This window comes from Occallatibacter sp., assembly GCF_049802275.1.
In the GTDB taxonomy this organism is placed as follows: domain Bacteria; phylum Acidobacteriota; class Terriglobia; order Terriglobales; family Acidobacteriaceae; genus Telmatobacter.
In genome coordinates, this window is sequence record NZ_JBARMD010000335.1 from 1 (window position 1) to 19,012 (window position 19,012).

Annotated in this window: 17 protein-coding genes and 1 pseudogene; 9 read left to right on the plus strand and 9 right to left on the minus strand. The window is 57.3% G+C overall.

Features of this window, described 5'->3' with window-relative positions:
• The 3 genes from WA354_RS11620 to WA354_RS11630 form a co-directional block, all read right to left on the minus strand.
• A partial coding sequence (locus WA354_RS11620) for a beta/alpha barrel domain-containing protein (RefSeq protein WP_472813177.1) occupies nucleotides 1-393 on the minus strand: 393 nt, incomplete at its 3' end.
• A 30-nt stretch (nucleotides 394-423) separates the two neighbouring features.
• Nucleotides 424-2,166, minus strand: coding sequence for an alkaline phosphatase family protein (locus tag WA354_RS11625; RefSeq protein ID WP_472813178.1), 1,743 nt, complete (start codon nucleotides 2,164-2,166; stop codon nucleotides 424-426).
• A gap of 109 nt (nucleotides 2,167-2,275) precedes the next feature.
• Nucleotides 2,276-4,720 carry an ABC transporter permease gene (locus tag WA354_RS11630; protein WP_472813179.1) on the minus strand — a complete coding sequence of 815 codons (2,445 nt, stop codon included), beginning with the start codon at nucleotides 4,718-4,720 and terminating at the stop codon, nucleotides 2,276-2,278.
• Between the two features lie 161 nt (nucleotides 4,721-4,881).
• Between WA354_RS11630 and WA354_RS11635 the strand changes: the two genes are divergently transcribed.
• Nucleotides 4,882-6,240 (plus strand): amidohydrolase, encoded by a 1,359-nt coding sequence (locus WA354_RS11635; RefSeq protein ID WP_472813180.1) that lies wholly within the window; start codon nucleotides 4,882-4,884, stop codon nucleotides 6,238-6,240.
• Complete coding sequence (locus WA354_RS11640) at nucleotides 6,237-7,583, plus strand: amidohydrolase family protein (protein ID WP_472813181.1); 1,347 nt, start codon at nucleotides 6,237-6,239, stop codon at nucleotides 7,581-7,583. Before WA354_RS11635 ends, WA354_RS11640 begins: the two co-directional genes overlap by 4 nt.
• A 96-nt stretch (nucleotides 7,584-7,679) precedes the next feature.
• On the opposite strand, the gene WA354_RS11645 is transcribed toward WA354_RS11640, so the two are convergent.
• Nucleotides 7,680-8,621 (minus strand): branched-chain amino acid transaminase, encoded by a 942-nt coding sequence (locus tag WA354_RS11645; protein WP_472813182.1) that lies wholly within the window; start codon nucleotides 8,619-8,621, stop codon nucleotides 7,680-7,682.
• Between the two features lie 302 nt (nucleotides 8,622-8,923).
• Between WA354_RS11645 and WA354_RS11650 the strand changes: the two genes are divergently transcribed.
• The 3 genes from WA354_RS11650 to WA354_RS11660 all read left to right on the plus strand — a co-directional run bounded on the left by WA354_RS11650 (nucleotide 8,924) and on the right by WA354_RS11660 (nucleotide 12,005).
• Nucleotides 8,924-9,637, plus strand: coding sequence for a class I SAM-dependent methyltransferase (locus WA354_RS11650; protein ID WP_472813183.1), 714 nt, complete (start codon nucleotides 8,924-8,926; stop codon nucleotides 9,635-9,637).
• Nucleotides 9,638-9,765: 128 nt separating this feature from the next.
• Nucleotides 9,766-10,698: a carbohydrate kinase family protein gene (locus WA354_RS11655; protein WP_472813184.1), complete on the plus strand. Its 933-nt coding sequence runs from the start codon at nucleotides 9,766-9,768 to the stop codon at nucleotides 10,696-10,698.
• Nucleotides 10,699-10,832: 134 nt separating this feature from the next.
• Nucleotides 10,833-12,005, plus strand: a complete 1,173-nt coding sequence (locus WA354_RS11660) for a GntR family transcriptional regulator (protein ID WP_472813185.1) — start codon at nucleotides 10,833-10,835, stop codon at nucleotides 12,003-12,005.
• A 102-nt stretch (nucleotides 12,006-12,107) separates the two neighbouring features.
• Here WA354_RS11660 and WA354_RS11665 read toward each other — a convergent pair whose 3' ends face one another.
• Nucleotides 12,108-12,635 carry a hypothetical protein gene (locus WA354_RS11665; protein WP_472813186.1) on the minus strand — a complete coding sequence of 176 codons (528 nt, stop codon included), beginning with the start codon at nucleotides 12,633-12,635 and terminating at the stop codon, nucleotides 12,108-12,110.
• On the opposite strand from WA354_RS11665, the gene WA354_RS11670 reads away from it, so the two are divergent.
• The 3 genes from WA354_RS11670 (at nucleotide 12,625) to WA354_RS11680 (ending at nucleotide 14,507) form a co-directional block, all read left to right on the plus strand.
• Complete coding sequence (locus WA354_RS11670) at nucleotides 12,625-12,984, plus strand: hypothetical protein (RefSeq protein ID WP_472813187.1); 360 nt, start codon at nucleotides 12,625-12,627, stop codon at nucleotides 12,982-12,984. The two genes, WA354_RS11665 and WA354_RS11670, sit on opposite strands and share 11 nt — an antisense overlap.
• Before the next feature lie 196 nt (nucleotides 12,985-13,180).
• Nucleotides 13,181-13,870, plus strand: a complete 690-nt coding sequence (gene mtgA, locus WA354_RS11675; RefSeq protein ID WP_472813188.1) for a monofunctional biosynthetic peptidoglycan transglycosylase — start codon at nucleotides 13,181-13,183, stop codon at nucleotides 13,868-13,870.
• A 136-nt stretch (nucleotides 13,871-14,006) separates the two neighbouring features.
• The gene (locus WA354_RS11680) at nucleotides 14,007-14,507 is read left to right on the plus strand and encodes a GAF domain-containing protein (RefSeq protein WP_472813189.1); all 501 of its coding nucleotides are present in this window, start codon (nucleotides 14,007-14,009) and stop codon (nucleotides 14,505-14,507) included.
• Between the two features lie 215 nt (nucleotides 14,508-14,722).
• On the opposite strand, the gene WA354_RS11685 is transcribed toward WA354_RS11680, so the two are convergent.
• The 4 genes from WA354_RS11685 to WA354_RS11700 form a co-directional block, all read right to left on the minus strand.
• Entirely contained in the window at nucleotides 14,723-15,694 is a 972-nt protein-coding gene (locus tag WA354_RS11685) for a deoxyhypusine synthase family protein (RefSeq protein ID WP_472813190.1), read from the minus strand.
• A 329-nt stretch (nucleotides 15,695-16,023) separates the two neighbouring features.
• Nucleotides 16,024-16,221, minus strand: coding sequence for a Flp family type IVb pilin (locus WA354_RS11690; protein ID WP_472813191.1), 198 nt, complete (start codon nucleotides 16,219-16,221; stop codon nucleotides 16,024-16,026).
• 241 nt (nucleotides 16,222-16,462) lie between these two features.
• The gene (locus WA354_RS11695) at nucleotides 16,463-17,206 is read right to left on the minus strand and encodes a nucleotidyltransferase family protein (RefSeq protein WP_472813193.1); all 744 of its coding nucleotides are present in this window, start codon (nucleotides 17,204-17,206) and stop codon (nucleotides 16,463-16,465) included.
• 5 nt (nucleotides 17,207-17,211) lie between these two features.
• Nucleotides 17,212-18,651, minus strand: a complete 1,440-nt coding sequence (locus WA354_RS11700; RefSeq protein ID WP_472813192.1) for a RapZ C-terminal domain-containing protein — start codon at nucleotides 18,649-18,651, stop codon at nucleotides 17,212-17,214.
• 68 nt (nucleotides 18,652-18,719) lie between these two features.
• Here WA354_RS11700 and WA354_RS11705 point away from each other — a divergent pair.
• Nucleotides 18,720-19,012: pseudogene (locus WA354_RS11705) on the plus strand (hypothetical protein); the annotation flags it as partial.

Here is a 19,012-nt window from a genome sequence, read left to right on the forward strand (position 1 = left end):
GGAGACGTTCAATTCGTACGCGGCGATGCCCTCCGCATCGTTCAGGCGCTCGACGACCAGCTTGTAATCGCTAACCGTGTAGCCGAAGACGTTGACGATGACTTTGCACGAGGGATAGCGGCGGAGGAGCGGCAGTTTCTTCTCGATGAACTCGGCCACGCCGATGTTCTGCAAACCGATCGCATTCAGCATGCCCGCGGCGGTCTGGATGATGCGGGGCGCAGGATGGCCCAGCATCGGTTCCAGCGAGATGCCCTTGGTGACGAACGCACCGATCCGTTCCAGCGAAACGATCTCTTCAAATTCGATGCCGTAGCCAAAAGTACCGCTCGCAGCGATGACCGGGTTGGTCAGCTCGATACCGGCAAACTGCACTTTCATGTCGGGTTTCACGCGCGGATCTTTCCCTCGAAATTGAAGCGACTATTGCGGAATTGATGGGATCGAATGGACCGGCTTTAACGCTTCTTTCAGCACTCGCCCCGTCGCGGCAGATGGAAAATTGACGCCTGCAAGCGAGGCAAACGTGACTGCCAGATCCACAGGGGCTACACGTCCATGATACTCGCCGGGAATGAAGGGACTCCCGTAGAAGGCAAGCGGCACGTGGCGATCGTAGGACCAGGGGCTGAAGTGGGTTGTTCCTCCCCAACTGCGAATATCCTCCATCTGGTAGCCGCCCAGCACGAGCATCACAAACCAGTTTCCATGATAGGCGTAGCTGTGAGCCAGTTCGCGGCCCCAGTCTGTTGGGGGCAGCGGCCCGTTAGCCAATTGAAGACGCGTATAAACGCCGGCCACTTGTGGCGCAGGCGGCAGGCGTTTCTGCGAAGGCTCGGGCGTTGGCTCGTTTAGCTTCAGCTGTGGCAACGGCGCCGGACTCTGCGCCGCGACGGCATCCGGCAGCAGCGCAGCCAGTTCTTCTTCCGCCGTCTGCTCGCTCACGTGTGCCTTCTCAAATGCATGTTTGTTCAGCACGATGTACGGCAGCTCCGGTAAAGGCATCAGGTACTCTACGTGCGCCCCAGGGGAGTGGCGATCATTCAGTTCTTTTTCCAGTTGCGCATAGAGCTTCTCCATGTTCACCATCGCCGAATCCACTCCCAGCTTCGCAGCCTCGCTCGGCACCGGGGCAATCCCGTGGTCCGCTGTCAGCGCCAGCCAGACATTGTCGAGTCCAACAGTCTGATCGAGCCATGAAAAGAATTTGTCGAAGTCCCGGTCGAGGCTCACGATCATCTGCTCTTCGGAATCCGAATCGGGCCCCAGTTGGTGTCCTTGAATATCGTTGGCCGAGAGTGAAATCGTCACAAGATCGGTAACACCGCGCTGACCGAGCTTTTCGCCGGTAATCACCGCCTTCGCGAAGTCAAACTCGTAGCTGTTGGCTGCCGGGGTTCTCCCCACAAGATCGTAAAACTGCGTGGTGCCTTCGGCGTTGGCCTCGCGCTCGGCCTGTGCGATGCGGCCACTGGCATTGAAGGCCTGCGCCCATTCAGGCAAATGCTGCATGTAGTAGCTCGACGTGATGAACTGGCCGCTCGCATTGTCGATCCAGAACGCGCCCTTGGCTGACTGGCCCACCGGCAGAATAGCGGCGCGATCTTTCAGTGAGATGCCGAACACCTTTGCTCTGCCCTGGGTCGCGAGCCGCAGTTCGTCTCCGAGCGTCGAGGCCCGCAGATTCAGCGGAGATGCTCCGACGAGAAATTTTGCTGCGGTCGATGGCGCGCCCGGCAAATTCGCTGGAATCGAAGACGATGGAACTCCCACAAGCTGGTAGCGCTCGTCCTGGACAGAACTAACCTTCACGGCGTCAGACCGCGAAGCATCCCACCACTCGTTCGACTCGATACCGTGCCCATCGGAATATGCACCAGTCCCGATGGTCGCGTGTCCGGGCGCCGTCTTGGTGTTGGCGTAGTCGTAATAGCAATCTGTGAACCACGCGCCTTCATTCATGAAAAGCCTGAAGCCCCGGCCCTTGAACTCAGCGCGATCGCGGTTGAGATAGTCGCCGCGAAACTGGTCGATCACGATAACGACAATCAGTTTAGGCTTGCCGACATAAGCCTGCGACCATGCCTCAGGGGAGGTTTGCATCATCAGCACGGCAGCGAAACACACGAGGAGCAGGCGAGACAAACTACGCAATGGATGGAACATGATCTCAATTCTAAACAATCGATCATGAACACCATGCGACAGTTGGCGCTGTTCGACGCAAGAAATGAGATTCAAGACTGACGGTCTTGAATTGGGGCCGTCCTCGGGCCTATTCGTAACGCAATGCGACCGTCGGCTGAACGTGTGCTGCTCGCATTGCGGGAATCAGGATGGCGATGGCTGCCGTTGCCAGCAGAACCGCCGAGACAACCACGAATGTAAGCAGATCCGATCCGCTTGTTCCGTAAAGCACGGTGGCCGCGAACCGGCCAACAACCAGGGCGATGGCAAGTCCGATCACAAGACCAATCGCGGTCAAGGTCAGACCCTGCCGCAGAACCATTCTCATGACCTTGCGCGGCTTTGCGCCCAGTGCCATGCGGATTCCGATTTCGCGCGTACGGCTGCGGACCGAGTAACTCATCACTCCGTACAAGCCGATGGCCGCAAGTGTAAGACCGACTGCGCCGAAGATTCCCAGCAATAGTGCGGATATACGCGGCAATAGCAGGGATTTGTCCACATGCTCCTGCATCGTCTGGATGTTGAACACTGCCATGTTGGGATCGAGCGCGCCGATCTGCCCCCGCACCGAGTGAGCCATTGCGCCCGGCGCAACCGTTGTTTTGACGATCAATGTGGTTCCGAAGAAGCTGTTGGCTTTTTCAGGGGCAGCATTGAGAAACATGAAAATAGCATCGAGCGGTTTCTCGCCGATGGTGCGCAGCTTTGAATTACGCGTAACTCCGATAACGGTGTATTGATCCTTATCCTGCCGGATCACGCGACCGATCGGATCCTGGCCCGGAAACAGGTGAGACGCCATGGTCTCGTTGATGACGACCGAGTGCTGGTCGTCGGTCGCGGGAACAAAGTCCCGTCCCCGCAACAACGGAATTCCCATCGTATTGAAATATCCGCTGCCAACGCTGTTGGTATCGGCGTTCACGTTTTGCTTCGGATGATCCTTGACCGCGTCCACGTCGTAGCTGTTATTTGATGAGCCTATGCTCAGCGGCACCACGCCGACAAAACTTACCGACCGCACTCCCGGCAATGCTGACACCCGTTCCCGTACCTTGGACAGGAACTGCACGGTCTTGTCATGTGAGTAGCTTTGCAGTTTTGGATCCATGGTCATCATCAGCACGTTGTCGGTCTTGAAACCGATGTCGATAGACGAGGCGTTGCCCAGGCTCCGCAGGAACAATCCCGCTGTCGCCAGCAACACGAGCGACAACGCCACCTGCACCACAACCAGCGTATTCCGCAGACGCGATCGCCCCACCCGCCCAAACATTGCAGGACCGTCCTTCAACGATCCAACCAGGTCGGGTCGCGAAGCGCGCATAGCTGGAACCAGCCCAAACAGTAAAGCCGTAACGATCGAAAGACCTAGCGTGAACAATGCCACCCGCATGTCAACGTTGAAATCAAACACCACCGGGAAAGGCAGTGGTAGTTGGAAATTTGAAATTGCGCGCGCTGCCCCTGCAGCCAGCAGGAATCCTACGCCAGCGCCGGTCAACGCTAGTAGAAAGCTCTCGAAGAGGAGTTGTCGTATTAGCTGTCTGCGTTTTGCCCCCATCGCAAGGCGGATGGCAATCTCCTTCTGCCGTCCAATTGCGCGAGCCAACAGCAAATTGGCAACGTTGGCGCATGCCACCAGCAGCACCAGTCCGACCACCACCATCAATACCGCCATCAGCGTGAATGCCGGAGTCGCAGATCCCGCAATCAGCCCGCCCGCCGTTTGCAGCGTCAGGGCATCGTGCCGCTTCTCGTCTTTGCGATAGGTGTCGTCAAGCCGCTTCTTGATGACATTCAGTTTGACCTCCGCTTGCTTGCGGGTAACGCCGGGCTTGAGCCGGCCGTTCATCATCAACCATTGATTGTCGCGCCTTGTTGTAATGCTGCCGTCAGTCGCCAAGTCGGGCATGATCTCCGACGCAACTGCAAGCGGTACCCAGAATTCAGATACGATGCCGCGGTCCACTCCGTAGAAACCGGAGGGCGCAATTCCCACCACGGTGTAATACCGGCCATTCAGAGCTACATCGTGATTGATGATATTTGGGTCGCTGGCAAATCGGCGCCGCCACAGACCATTGCTCAACACCACCACGTGGTTATGTGCACCTGTCTGGTCATCGTCCGGACCAATAGCCCGTCCAAGTGTCATCGGCACTCCGAGACTGGGGAAGAAATTTCCGGTGACCGACTGGCCCCACACCCGCTCCGGCTCTCCCTTGCCGCCAATGCTCGCCGGGATCAGCGGAAAGTGCCCCGCGACTCCTCCCTCAAACAGGTCACCGGACTGATCGCGGTAGTCAAGGTAGTCGGGGTAAGAATAGGACTGGCCTTCGGAAAACATCACCACGCTTCCCGGATCCTTCACTGGCAACAGGCCCCACAACAGCCCGTTTGCCACGCTGAAGACCGTGGCATTGGCCGCAAAGCCCAGCGCGATCGAAATGACAACGATAAGTGAAAAGCCAGGTGCTCTCAGAAGAGTGCGCATCGCATAGCGAAGATCCTGAAGCAGATTGTCCATGACTGACCTCGATCTGAACGGGATTGTTCGGGATTCTATACGCAGATCCGAAGCAGAAAGTTCTCATTAAGTTGCTGACGACCCGCAGGTGGGTTGTTCCTGCGGCGTGCTACCATCATGCACATCTGTCTTGAACTGAAATTCCCCGGAGAGACCAGTCCATGGCCAGTTTTTCTTCTGTGCTTCGACACGGGTGTGCGCCCATGTTTGCAGCAGCGATTTGGGCCGTACCAATCAGCCTTGCTGCACAGACTCCTTCCAGCAACGCTCCAACTGATGTCGTGATTCAAAATGCAACGGTAATGACCGTTACGCATGGCACGATTCCGCATGGCAGTGTGTGGATTCATAACGGAAAGATCGCGGGCGTCGGTGCGACCGTAAACGCACCAGCGGGTGCGAAAACGATAGACGCGGCGGGCAAGTACGTTACGCCCGGAATTATCGACCCGCACTCGCATTCTGCGCTGGGCGACGACATCAACGAAGCCACCAGCCCGGTGACACCCTCGATGATGATGATCGATGCCTTTGATAACCGGGACAAGGCGCTTTACCAGGCATTGGCCGGAGGCGTAACGACCGAGCTGCTGCTGCATGGATCGGCGAATATGATCGGCGGCCAGGCGGTCGTCATCAAGAACAAGTTCGGCCTGTCGCGGGATGAAATGCTTTTTCCCAATGCGCCCCGCTCCATCAAATTTGCGAGCGGCGAAAATCCCAAGCGTGTTTACGGGCGCCGCGGCGAAGTTCCTTCCACGCGTATGGGCAACTTCGAGGTGATGCGCCAGGCATTTGAGGACGCGAAGGCATATATGGCGTCGTGGGATGCCTACAACGCAAAGGTAGCGAAAGGCGACAAAGACGCAGTCGCGCCCAAGAAAGACCTGAAGCTGGAAGCGCTGGCCGATGTACTGCGCGGCAAGCTCTACGTGCAAATTCACTGCTACCGTGCCGACGAATTCCTGACCGAAGAGGCCATTGCGAAGGAGTACGGATACAAGATTCGGGCCTTCCATCATGCGCTGGAGATGTACAAGGTGGGGGACAAGATTGCTCCGACCGGTACCGGCATCGCCACCTTTGCAGACTGGTGGGGGTTCAAGGACGAAGCCTGGGACGCTATCCCATGGAACGCGGTGATGAGCATGCGCGAGGGAGTGCGCGTAGCTCTCAAGAGCGATTCGAACGACTATGTGCGACGGCTCAACCAGGAAGCCGGCAAGATGGTGAATTACGGCGGGGCCACCGAAGAAGAGGCGCTGCGCATGATCACGCTGAATGCAGCGTGGATTATCGGAGTCGACGATCGCGTTGGATCGCTCGACGAGGGCAAAGACGGAGACGTCGTGATCTGGAATATGGATCCGCTTTCAACCTATGCTCGCGTTGAAAAGGTATTTATTGACGGCGATGTTTTCTTTGACAGCTCCTTGCCTGGATTTGGCACGACTCACTTCAGCGGTGCAATGCACGACGCTGGATTCGAGACCGCTGAAGATGAAGGAGACGGACAATGAAGCCGGGAATCCTTATCACAGCTTTAGGTGTTGCGGTTTTGGCCTGTACAACTGGATTCGCGCAAGATGCAAAGGTCGGACCGAACACCACATCGCTCGCGCCAGAGAAGACAATAGCAATTGTCGGCGGGAAGGTATTGACGATCACGCACGGGACGATTGAAGACGGCACAGTGGTGATGTCAGGTGGAAAGATTGTCGCCGTTGGTCCGGCAAAGACAACGAAGGTGCCAGCCGGCGCAGATGTGTTTGACGCCAAGGGAATGACCGTCTATCCGGGACTGTTCGATGCAGAGACGCACCTCGGGCTCACTGAAGTTGAAGCAGACCAGAACAGCAATGACCTGGCGGAGACCGCCGATGAAATCGAGCCGCAGATGCACGTTGGCGACGCATTTCATGCCGAGACGGTTCACATCCCAGTGGAACGCCTGAACGGAATAACGAATGCAATCGTAGCGCCTGCTTCGGACGATTCGATTCCGGGACAAGACGCTGCGATTCAACTGTACGGCCGTGACCGTGATGCGATGCTGCTCCAGGGAGACATTGCCCTGGCGATGAACTTTGAAGGCAGCGTTCGAAGGAAGGCGAACTACAACGGCCCTTCGAAATTTCCCACCACGCGCATGGGTCTCGCCACGCAGATTCGTCAGGCATTTCTCGACGCGCAAGCCTACGAAGCAGAGCGGGCCGCGGCCGCGAAGCCCGATCACAAAGGGGCTCCTCCGAAGCGCGATCTGAAACTGGAGGCGCTCCTGCCCTATCTCCATGGAGAGAAACCGGTCGTGCTCGCTGCGTATGAAAGCTACGAGGTGGAAGTCGCAATGGGCCTCGCGAAGGAATTCCATCTCAAGGTCATTCTCAATCACGTGACACATGCGCAGGACGTACTCGATGAGATCGCTTCGTATCATGTGCCCGTGATTGTCGGGCCGATTTACGACTTTCCCCGTCCAGATGAACGATACGACGCGGTCTACACCCTGCCTGCAGAGTTGCAGAAGCGGGGAGTGAAGATTGCACTTGCGACTGCTGGGCGCGACATGGGCGGAAGTCGCAATCTACCGTATGCAGCCGGGTACGCGGTGGCATACGGCCTGCCCTATGATGAAGCCTTGAAAGCCATCACTCTCAATCCGGCGGAGATGTTTGGACTCGGAGATACGCTCGGATCGCTGGACGTGGGCAAAACGGCAAATGTCGTTGTGGCAAACGGCGACCCGCTGGATGTACGAACTTCGGTGAAGCAGGTCTTTATTGAGGGCAATGCTGTTCCGATGGTGAGCCGGCAAACCAAGCTGCGTGATGAGTACATGTCTCTTACCACCAAGAAGCCTTGAGTGCCCCAAGACGAATTCCGCGAATCGGCATCATCTGGATAAAGGAAAGAGGCGGCCCGTTGAAGGCCGCCTCTTGTTTGTCGCTTTGTCGAAGCGTTAAGCCGTGACAGGCTCCGTCGCGTTCACCTTGACGGGCGTCAGCCAGCCGAAACGATCCGGCTTCAGTCCGTTCGCAATCGCAAAGAACTCGTCGGCAATCTTCTTCGTGATTTCGCCGGTCTTTCCATCGGCGACCAGGATGCGGTCGATTGAACGAATTGGCGAGACTTCGGCGGCCGTGCCGGTGAAGAAGACCTCGTCGGCGATGTAGAGCATCTCGCGCGGAATCGGCTGCTCGGTGACCGCGAGTCCAAGGTGCCGGGCAATCGTAAGGACGCTGTCACGTGTAATACCCGACAGCGCGGAGTTCGCCAGTTGGGGTGTGTAAAGAACGCCGTTCCGCACCACGAACACGTTCTCGCCCGAGCCCTCGCTCACCAACCCGTTGGTGTCGAGCGCGATGCCCTCGACATAGCCGTTAATGTCAGCTTCCATGCGGATGAGTTGCGAATTCATGTAATTTGCCCCGGCCTTTGCCAGTGCGGGCATCGTGTTCGGCGCGAGCCGATTCCAGCTTGAGATGCACACGTCGGCGCCACCGGTTCCCGCTACGTACTTGCCCCACGGGAAGTTGGCCATGTAGACCTCGATGGGCGAGCCCTTGGGACTGACGCCGATTTCTCCGTAGCCTCGCAGGGCGATCGGCCGGATATAGCACGGCGCTATCCCATTTGCCTCGATCAGGTCCACTACGGCGGCACAAAGCTCATCCAGCGAAAAAGGAAGCTCCATCCGGTAGATCTTGGCGGAGTCCAGCAGGCGCTGCATGTGCTCCGGAAGCCTGAAAACGGCCGAGCCCTGCGGCTGTGCGTAGCAGCGGATTCCTTCGAACACGCTGGAGCCATAGTGGATCACATGGCTCATCACATGGATGGTGGCGTCCTCCCAGGGAATCAGGTTGCCGTTGTGCCAGATCTTTGAGGTTTTCTGTATGGGCATGGGGATGCGCGTGCTCCTTGGTCACGTCAATGCGCGATTACCCCAAGGGTATCGCGATTCGGCGCAAAGTGTCACGGGCACCAAGGTTTCGCCGGGATTGCGGTAGCCATCTTCGCACCGGGGCCTGTCTGGGCCGACTGCTTCGATTCCGTGCGAACATCGGTAGCCTCACTTATGAATGGATCGATGGCCGGCGGTTTGCCGCGCAGCTAATGCAGCCCAGACCAATGTGCTAAGGTTCAGGCGTGGCCGCCGCCAAAACGAAACAGCCGTCGCGTCCGGCAAGAGTTCTGCTGCCGCGCATGTCAAAAAAAGAGGGATACACTCCGCATCCGTTCGATGCGGAGAATGGCGTTCAAACCAGCGGCCTGATTCCCGGTCGCTACCTGAAATCCGGACACAAGCACGACCGGCATTCCACGGCATATTTTGGCGTTTCGCCCTCTGTTTTTCGCGCTCTACTCAGGCGCTGGAAGCGGACGAATCCCGCGGCCCGGGTGAAAGACTTTGCATTCATCGATGTTGGAGCGGGCATGGGCCGGGCCATGCTGCTGGCGGGAGAACATTCGTTTCGCCAAGTCATCGGGATTGAACTGAACCCTATTCTTGCCAGGGCCGCCCAGCGCAATCTCGCCATCTGGAAAGAAGCAGGTAGGGTGCGGGTGCCCATGCAGATCGTCTGTGGCGATGCGCTTGACGCGGGGTTTCCCGATGGACCCTGCCTGGTCTTTTTCTTCAATCCGTTTGGAGCATCGGTGATGCGGCGGTTGTTGAAGCGCCTTGCCGTTGTCTTTGCCGATCGTCCTGGACAGCTCGATATTCTCTACGTCAACAACGAGCAGGAACTGGCAATCGAGCGCCAGCGCGGCTTCACGCGGCTCTTCCATGGTAAGGAACGACGGTCCCGCGCTGACGCCATTGCCGACCACAGGATCATGGCCAACCAGCCTGATGGTGAATACGCGGCAGCCAATTACGAGGACTGTTCCATCTGGCGCTGGGACGGCCAATCGTAAGCCATAGAAAGGGTTGACGAATCTACCCCGAAGGGTGGAACGTGTTCGATGGGCGGGAAACCGGTTTGACTGAAGAAGCGGAGCCGTCCGAGACTCCGCACCAAGCCCGGACTCGAAGGAGTACGACTTTGAAAGAGCCGCATTTGATCCTGGGAATCGGAGAGTTGCTTTGGGACCTGTTGCCGGAAGGACCGCGTCTGGGGGGCGCGCCGGCAAATTTCACGGTCATGGCTGGCCGGCTGGGCAATCACTCCGCGATCCTGAGCCGCATTGGGAGGGATGACCTGGGCCGCGAAGCCGTGCACCGGCTTGACCCTCTGCCTGCCGACACAAGCTTTCTGCAGATCGATCCCGCGCATGAAACTGGCCGCGTTACCGTCTCCTTCAAGCATGGCCAGCCGGAGTACACGATCCACCACCCGGCAGCGTGGGACTCACTGGAACTTTCTGACGAGTGGGTCCGCCTCGCGGAGCGTGCAGACGCTATCTGTTTCGGGTCGCTGGCGCAACGCAGCGTCGAATCGCGCCAAACCATTCAGACCCTCGCGGCACAGGCATCCTCGCGATGTGTACGCATCTTCGATGTGAATCTACGACCGCCGTTCTATTCGAGCGAAGTGATACAGGAATCGCTCGAACTGGCCACCGTGGTGAAGATGAATGACGCGGAGGTTCCGCAGGTCATGGCGCTCCTGGGAATGCAGGCGGACGACGACAGCACCGTGGGCAGTCTGCGCCTCAGCGCCGAGCGTCTGCTGGTTGAGTTTCCCACACTGCAGACGGTCGCAGTCACCCGCGGCGGCCAGGGCAGCCTTCTGGTCACGCGCCAGGAGTGGCACCAGCATCCGGGCTTTCCCGTCAAGGTTGTCGATACTATCGGCGCCGGAGACGCGTTTACCGCAGCCATGACTCATTACCTTCTGCGTGGAGCGGATTTGCCGGTGCTGAATGAGGCAGGGAATCGCTGGGGGAGTTGGGTTGCGTCGCAATCCGGCGCCATGCCTCCGCTCACGGATGCGACCCGCGCCGAAATCGATACTGCGATCGAGCAATCCGCATAGCAGACTTTGTATATTCAAAGCCGAAGCACTCAGAGCCCCGCGAGGGGCGGAAATGTATCGACATTCTGTCGACAATGGCCGGCCGATCTTTTAGTGTTCTTGAGTACAAGGTTTTGCCGGTTCAAGGATTACGCATGAAGAAGCCCCGAAGACTGGCAAGCAAGCTTGGCCCACTCCCGCAGAGCGATTCTGGGGCTCAACAGTCCAAACACCGCCGCGTTTTCGACCATCTTCTTGCCAGCATTCAATCGGGTGGGCTGAAACCTGGCGACCGGCTCCCCAGCGAAGCGGAATTGGGCAAGTTATTTGACGCTTCGCGCATCACTGTGGCCAAAGCCGTCCATGACTTGCAGCGCATGGGCCTTGTCACGCGACGGCCCGGAGCCGGCACGCATGTATTAGCCGAAGACCGGCCCAGCGGCCGCACCTTCGGATTGCTGATCCCGGAACTCGGATTGACGGAGATTTTCGAACCCATCTGCCACGGCATGATGCGCACCCGATCTGCACGTCCCGACGCCCTCCTGTGGGGCAACTCCTCTCTCTCCGTGCAGGACAGCGCCAAAGCAGCCGAGCAAACGGTGCAGTCGTTCATCTCGCAGAGAGTCGCTGGGGTATTCTTCGCGCCGCTCGAACTTACCAGCGAGAAGGACGCAGCCAATCGCCGCATCGCGAGAGCGCTTGATCGCGCGCAGATTCCATTTGTGCTCCTCGATCGCTGCTACATGCCTTACCCGGAGCGATCTCCGCATGACCTCGTTGGCGTGGACAATCGCTGCGCCGGCTATATTGCGACTACTCATCTCGTGGACCTCGGTACTCGTCGCCTGGTTTTCTTCGCCGAAGAATTCGCGGCTAACACGGTGGAAGCCCGCATCACCGGATTCTATGAGGCGCTCCGCGTTCGAGGAGTCAAACCTGACTGGGAACCGGTATGGCGCGGGAGTCCTCAGGATGAAGCCTTCGTCCGCAGAATGATCGACGCCGCACGGCCGGAAGGGGTCGTTTGCGCCAACGATTTGACCGCCGCTCGCTTGATGCAGATGCTCATCGGTATTGGTCTTCGCATTCCCGAAGACATTCGCATCGTCGGCATGGACGACGTTCGCTACGCTAGCCTGCTGCCCGTTTCGCTTACTACCATTCATCAGGACTGCGGAGGAATCGGCGCGGTGGCAATGGCGACCATGCTTCAACGTCTCGAACAACCCGAACTGCCTATTCGCGACGTGCTCGTTCCCGTGCGGTTAGTAGTCCGCCGTTCTTGCGGAGCCCCTCTCCAGAAAGAGAAACATTCCGCGAACTGAAACTACCTGAAGCAAGTGACCGGCTGGATTCCTTCTCAACATAAATCCCATTGCCCCAACGTTCACCGCCGAACTGCCAAACCCGACATCGATTGCACGTGGTCAGGGCTTATCCGACAGGGTGGTCTCTGGCTCGGCTGCCCGAGGCACTATTCGTAGTTTCCGATTGATCTGGGGCCAGTACTGGCGCAGCAGGTTTCCCCCAAACCTCCAACCGATGTCGGAAGCGTAGCGAACCAGGGTGCTGCCAACTCCCCTGTTCTGCTCGGGCCAATAAGTGTTAGCGAGAGCTTCGCCCGCGAGAGGACCAAGCAGGCCGGCATAGTTCACCACCAGTTTCGCCGAGTCGCTGCGCGTTATCACGACCCTGACAGCGCTGTATTTCACTGCTTGCGTGAAGGAGAGGTTTCTCTTTACGTAAAAGCGTGGATCTTCGTGCATTATGGAGGCGATAAGAAAAGTTCCAAAGAAATTGTCCGAGGCGGACCGGGCCATGCCGGATCCGAACCGCTTACCATATCCCGAACCCCCTTGGCCGTACCCAGAGGGGCTATCGATCGCCTGACCGTAAGCTGCTCCAGCCAGAGCAGCACCGACGGTGGAGAGGGAGACACTGTTGTTGGCAGCCAACTTAAACTTCCCCCAACTGTTGAGCGGCCCCCTGTTCGTCGCCAGGTCAGGAAAGACCAACGACTTTCGCTCCAGCAGTTTAACCAAGCCCACTCCACTCGCCAATGGATTGGTCGCTTGTGACGCTGTTTGCGATTGGGCATTGGCTGAAGGTGCGTCGGGCACGCCGGATTGCTCCTGTTGTGCAACGCTGACTTCACATGCAAAACAGCAGCTCGCTGCCATCAAGCACAGACCTCGCCTTGAGAACCCGCGCCTGATAGCAATCACAAGAGACCTGCAAGTCATTTGTCGGAAATTCACCTTCCGGGATATTGATCACTTTACAAAAGATATTTTTTCGCGATGAACAAGCAGTCTAACATCGCCATGGAATTTCGTACTCTAAAGCGACTGAATGCGAAGCCTGTTACGTTTTGATGCAGTTTTGTTCAATTAGGCTGCGGAAGAGGTTGAATAATACGAGCGGCTTCGATCGGAAGATAGGCACGAGCTGCAAACCCCCTTGCCGGCGATTATTCTGAGATGTGACCGAGAGCCCAAATGTGCCCACCAGGACCCCGTTTCAGAAGGGTCTTCTGCGAGCCCTCGTTCTGTGGCTTGTCATTGGGCTGGTGCTTGTTTGGTCGTTTGCCTCGATGACTCTTCTGTCTCTTCGGTGGGTCGATCCACCAACCACCGCGGTGCATGTAGAGCGCCGATTGCAGGCCTGGATTCACAACACGCCCTATCACGAACGCTACAAATTCATTCCGCTGGCCCAGATCTCACCCGATCTCCAGCACGCTGTCATTGCTGCGGAAGACGCGCGCTTCTACCAGCACCATGGATTCGATTGGCACGAGATTCAAATCGCTGCCGAAGACGATTTGGAAGGTGAACGCACCCGCGGAGCCTCCACCATTACGCAGCAACTTGTAAAAAACCTCTTCTTCGGAACAAGCCGCTCTATCCTCCGCAAAGGCGCGGAGTTCACACTCGTTCCGATGGCAGAATTTGTCCTTGGCAAGAGGCGGATTCTGGAACTTTATCTCAACGTCGTCGAATGGGGTCCTGGTATCTATGGTGCAGAGTCAGCCTGCCGCGTATACGACGGAACCGCAGCTCGGAGCATCGGCAGGGAACAGTCGGCTCGGCTGGCCGCGATTCTGCCGGCTCCCCTCAAGCGAAGACCTGAGCGCATGAATCATTACAGCGGGCTAATCCTTGAGCGGATGCGCCAGATGGGTTGGTGAGCGCACGCGCATTCATCTGGAATGTCAGCCCGCGAAGGCGAACTTCATTTTCGCTGGGACAGCGCCGCCCGGCTGCGTTATGCTGCCTGCACAGATTTGCGGTATTCCTCGCGAACCCACTCCCCGGAGGCGTGACATGCAAACACCGGCCATCCCAACCAACGAGTCCAGCAGAATCGCAGCGCTTCACGCCCTCAACATCCTCGACACTGCACCCGAGGAGCGTTTCGACCGGCTCACGCGACTTGCTAAACGTGTGTTCAACGTTCCGTATTCCACCATCAGCATGATCGACGACCAGCGGCAGTGGTTCAAATCTATCCAGGGGCTCAGCCTCTGCCAGACCTCGCGGGACATCTCTTTTTGCGCACACGCAATCCTCTTCGACGAGATCCTCTACGTCGAGAATGCGCTCAAGGATGAACGATTCCACGACAACCCAGTGGTTCTCGGCGACCCGAAAATCCGTTTCTATGCCGGCTGTTCCTTGAACGTGAACGGATTCAAGATGGGCACATTTTGTGTCTTCGACAAAAAACCTCGGGGATTCAGCTCTGAGGACCGTCAATTGCTGAAGGATCTTGCGGTCCTGGCAGAAGAGGAACTTGCGGAATCGCCTGCGGCGCTATCGCACTAACGCCATCTCGGGCACTACCTAACGTCCCACCCCGGCTCGACGGCGCTCAAGACGACTGCGAAGTTGTTACCCGGCCACAATCGGCGCGTTGGAAAAGCTGGAAGGCCCCTTGTCGGCGGCCCTCCGGAGTTATTAAATTCTTCTGATTCAACTTCACTGCACACGTCACCCGCGATCAAGCGGAAGGCCAATAGCTAAGGCTAGAGCTGCTTTTGTCACCAACCGAGTACGTAGGCGAACATCAGCGGCGCCACAATCGAAGCATCGCTCTCGACGATGAACTTTGGCGTCTTCTCGCCCAGCTTACCCCAGGTAATCTTCTCGTTCGGAACCGCTCCCGAATAGGACCCATAGCTCGTCGTCGAGTCTGAGATCTGGCAGAAGTACGCCCACAGCGGCACGTGCTCGCGTTGCAGATCCTGGTGGAGCATCGGAACCACGCAGATCGGAAAGTCCCCCGCAATGCCGCCGCCGATCTGGAAGAATCCCAGCGGCGTTTTGGCCGTGGTGTTGGTGTACCACTCCGCGAGTTCCATCATGTACTCAATGCCGGTGCGCACCGTGTGCACCTTCTTCACGTCGCCTGAAATGCAGTGCCCGGCATACATGTTGCCGAGGGTCGCGTCCTCCCACCCCGGCACAAACATTGGCAGATTCTTCTCCGCCGCCGCCAGCAGCCAGCTGTTCTTCGGATCGATCTGGTACGAAGCCTTCAGATCGCCCGACAGCAAAATCTTGTACATGAACTCGTGCGGGAAAAAACGCTCGCCGGCTCTATCCGCGCGCACCCATTCTTTCAGCACTTCATTCTCGATCCGCCGCATCGCCTCCATCTCTGGAATGCAGGTATCTGTGACGCGGTTCATATGTCGGTTCAAAAGTGCTGCTTCATCGGCCGGTGTCAGATCGCGGTAATGAGGTACCCGCTCGTAGAAATCGTGCGCCACAAGATTGAAAACATCTTCTTCGAGATTCGCGCCCGTGCAGCAGATTCCATGAACCTTGTCCTGCCGGATCATCTCGGCAAGCGACAGCCCCAGTTCAGCCGTGCTCATCGCACCCGCGATGGTCATAAACATCTTGCCGCCCGAAGCCAAATGGGCTTTGTAGGCTTCTGCTGCATCAATCAGGGCTGCGGCGTTGAAGTGACGATAATGGTGTTTGATAAACGATGTAATTGCGGACATTTTGCCTTTTCTTACTCCCGTTCCCTACGCTAACACAGGAAATTCAGCGGAAGATGAACGCGGGCCGGCGCGCACAAAGCGCTCGGCTGGCCGGAAAAAGGCGCGAAGTATTGTTTGATGTCAGGGGCTATTTGCGGAGGAAGCTCTGTGGGTCGGAAGGAACGCGTACTGCCTTGAAAGGAAGGAAAGTTCAGAACGTTGAAAGTTTTAAGCGCGAAGTTCGGGAGATTTCCAGAACTTCGCGCTTGTACTCCACCTGGCCAAATGCGATGCCATCTCGCACCGGCTTTCAACACCTACTACACAATGGAATTACACAGGAGCCCGAACTACGACGTGGCCGAGGTGAGAAGGTTCGTGATGTTATCGAACGCATTGTTGAGACCGGTTGCGAGGAGCTGCATACCGGCAACCGCGCCGAATGCAATCAGAGCCACGACCAAGGCGTACTCGACGAGGTCCTGACCTTCTTCGCGTTCGATAAGGTTACGGACATACAGATACAGATTGTTGGTAAGCGCTGTCATCGTTCCTCCAGGGGAAATGGAAAATGGATGTGGAGTCATTGTGGCTATTCGACATTCAATGCGCAAGAAAATACGACAAAAGTGTGTCACACCTTGGTAACTACCAAAACTCAAAGGTGCATGACCGTCTGTGTCTCGCGGCAAACAGACATCGACACTTTCGTGTTCATCGCGGCACGGAGAGCGCTCCCAACGCTCGAAGCTTGAGCGGAGTGACTGCCGCAAGAGACTGAGCTTCTTATCAATTCTGATGAGATTGATGGGAGTAAATGCCTTGCTCAATGTCCCGAGCAGCATCGGCGATATGCTCCGGACGTCCCAGATCTCGCCAGTAGTATCGATCTGCGCGGAACCCGAATATGGGTTCATTTTGCGCGGCGAGACGCAAGTACGCAGGGATGATGGAGAATGCATCGTTCTGATTGATGAGAGCGAAAACACGCGGGGACAGGATATGAATTCCTGAGAACGCTAGGGCAGGCGGGGCACTGACGGGGCGAACGAGTTCGGATTCACCAAGGGGACCGGTGCGACGGCCGCAAAGCTGGTCGTTATTGTCGAAGAGAAGAAGACGCGAGGTGGGACGGTCCTGGACGGCGAGCGTCGCGAGCGCATTGTGATCCATATGGAACTGAAGCATCCGGCTGAAGTCAATCGTGCTGAGGACGTCGACGTTGTGCACCAGAAACGGCTCGTCTGACCCAAGGAAGAAATGCGCAGCCCGCTTGATGCCGCCGCCGGTGTCAAGCAGGACTTCTTCGTAGGAGATCTCAATCCGCATACCGAAATTCGCGTGGACGCGAAGATAAGCGGCAAGCATCTCTGCGAAGTGATGCGCATTGATAATGACTTCGCAAATACCAGAAGCGCGGAGGCGCAAAAGCGTGAGTTCCAGCATTGTGTAACCGGCGACTTCAACCAGCGCCTTTGGGCGATCGTTGGTGAGTGGACGGAGCCGGGTCCCAAGGCCCGCAGCCAGTATCATCGCCCTCACTTTATCTTCTCCGGAAAATTCTTCTCCAGTTCCACGTGGCGCAACACCACCATGACTCCGCTGATTTGCCTAAGGTGCCGGGCAAGTTGTTCCGCAAGAAAGACTGACCGGTGCTGCCCCCCGGTGCAGCCGAAAGAGACCATGAGATTTGCGAAGCCCCTGTGCTGATACGCAGCCACGCTGGAATCCACGATCGATTGCGCGTGATCCATAAAGTTGTGCACGCTTTCTTGCTGATTGAGGTAATCAATCACCGCGGCGTCCACGCCAGTTAGTTGTTTGAAGCGCTCTTCGCGACCAGGATTGGGCAGGCTGCGCGCATCGAATACGAATCCTCCACCGTTGCCCGACTCGTCCGTGGGCATTTCCTGATGGAAGGAAAAGCTGAAAATGCGAACGGTGAGCGCATTGGCGTTGGGCGCGAGTTGCTGCAGCTTCTCCGAACCGATCATCCTCTGAATGGCTTCCATCAGCGCGGGCAGCGCGACGGGAAGCTTGATGTTGTCGGCAAGCCAGCGAAGGTTTTTGAGTGCATAGGGCACACTCTGCAGGAAGTGCGCTTTGCGTTCGTAGAAGCCGCGGAACCCATAGGCACCCAGGGCCTGCATGATCCGCACGTAAACGTAGGCGTAATAGTGCTCCATGAATGCGCCGCGATCGACGGGAATGAACGCCGACAGGCAGTGAAGGTAGTGATCGAGGAGTTGCTGGCGCAGTTCGGGAGGCAGGTCCGCTTTTCCGTCGTAAAGAAGGGAAGCGATGTCGTATTGGAGGGCTCCCTTACGTCCACCCTGATAGTCGAGAAAGAAAGGCTCACCATTACGGACCATTACGTTACGCGATTGAAAGTCGCGATACAGAAAATAATCATGCGGTGCGGCAAGCAGAAGCTTCGTAAGACGCGTGAAGTCATTCTCGAGCGCCTGCTCATTAAAAGGAATGCCAGCGAGACGGAGAAAGTAGTACTTGAAGTAGTTCAGGTCCCAGGCAATAGATTGGCGGTCGAAGCTGGATCGGGGATAGCAGACCTCGTAATTCAGATCGCGGCCGGCCTCGATCTGAAATCGCGGGAGAACCGAGACGACCTTCCTATACGCTTCAGTTGCAGGCGGTGCGATCAAATCACCGGTGCGATGCGCGCCGAGAAATTCGAAAAGTGTCGTGTCGCCGAAATCTTCCTCCAGGTAAGCATCGTGCGCAAGGTCCTCAGCGTAGATCGCTGGAACAGGTAGTCCATGACGGCGGAAGTGGCGGGAGAACTCAAGGAAGGCGACATTCTCTTCGCGCACGGGATACACAATGCCGATGGCTGTATCTGCGGAGCCTGCGACCCGGAGAATGGCGCGGCCCGACCCTCCGAGCTGACCCTGAAGGGGCGTAACGCTATCGGCGGGCGAGTGGAAATGCTGCTCGTAGAGTTGCTTGAGAACGTCCATGCCTGTGAATCCGCTTGAATCGGGGCTGCTTTCTAAAGATAACGCAGCGAGTCAGTCCGATAAACTTGGTGAGTGAGTTCTGCGCGCGCGACGTGCATCCGGATGCACTGAAAGAGGCCAGGTTGAGGACATGGGAATGGCTGCAGAGGCTCGCGGGGGTTGCAGTGCTGCTGAGCATGGCGGCGCTGAGCCGAGCCGACGACAAAGTTCACACCAATCCGCTGAATCTCGATCCCCAGGTGCGCGAGGCATACCACTACTTTTATCTGCTGGACTATCCAGCTGCGGTCGCGCGGTTCGAGCGCATTCACGAGGCGCATTCGGGCGATCCTCAGGCAACGGCAATGCTGCTGAACGCTTT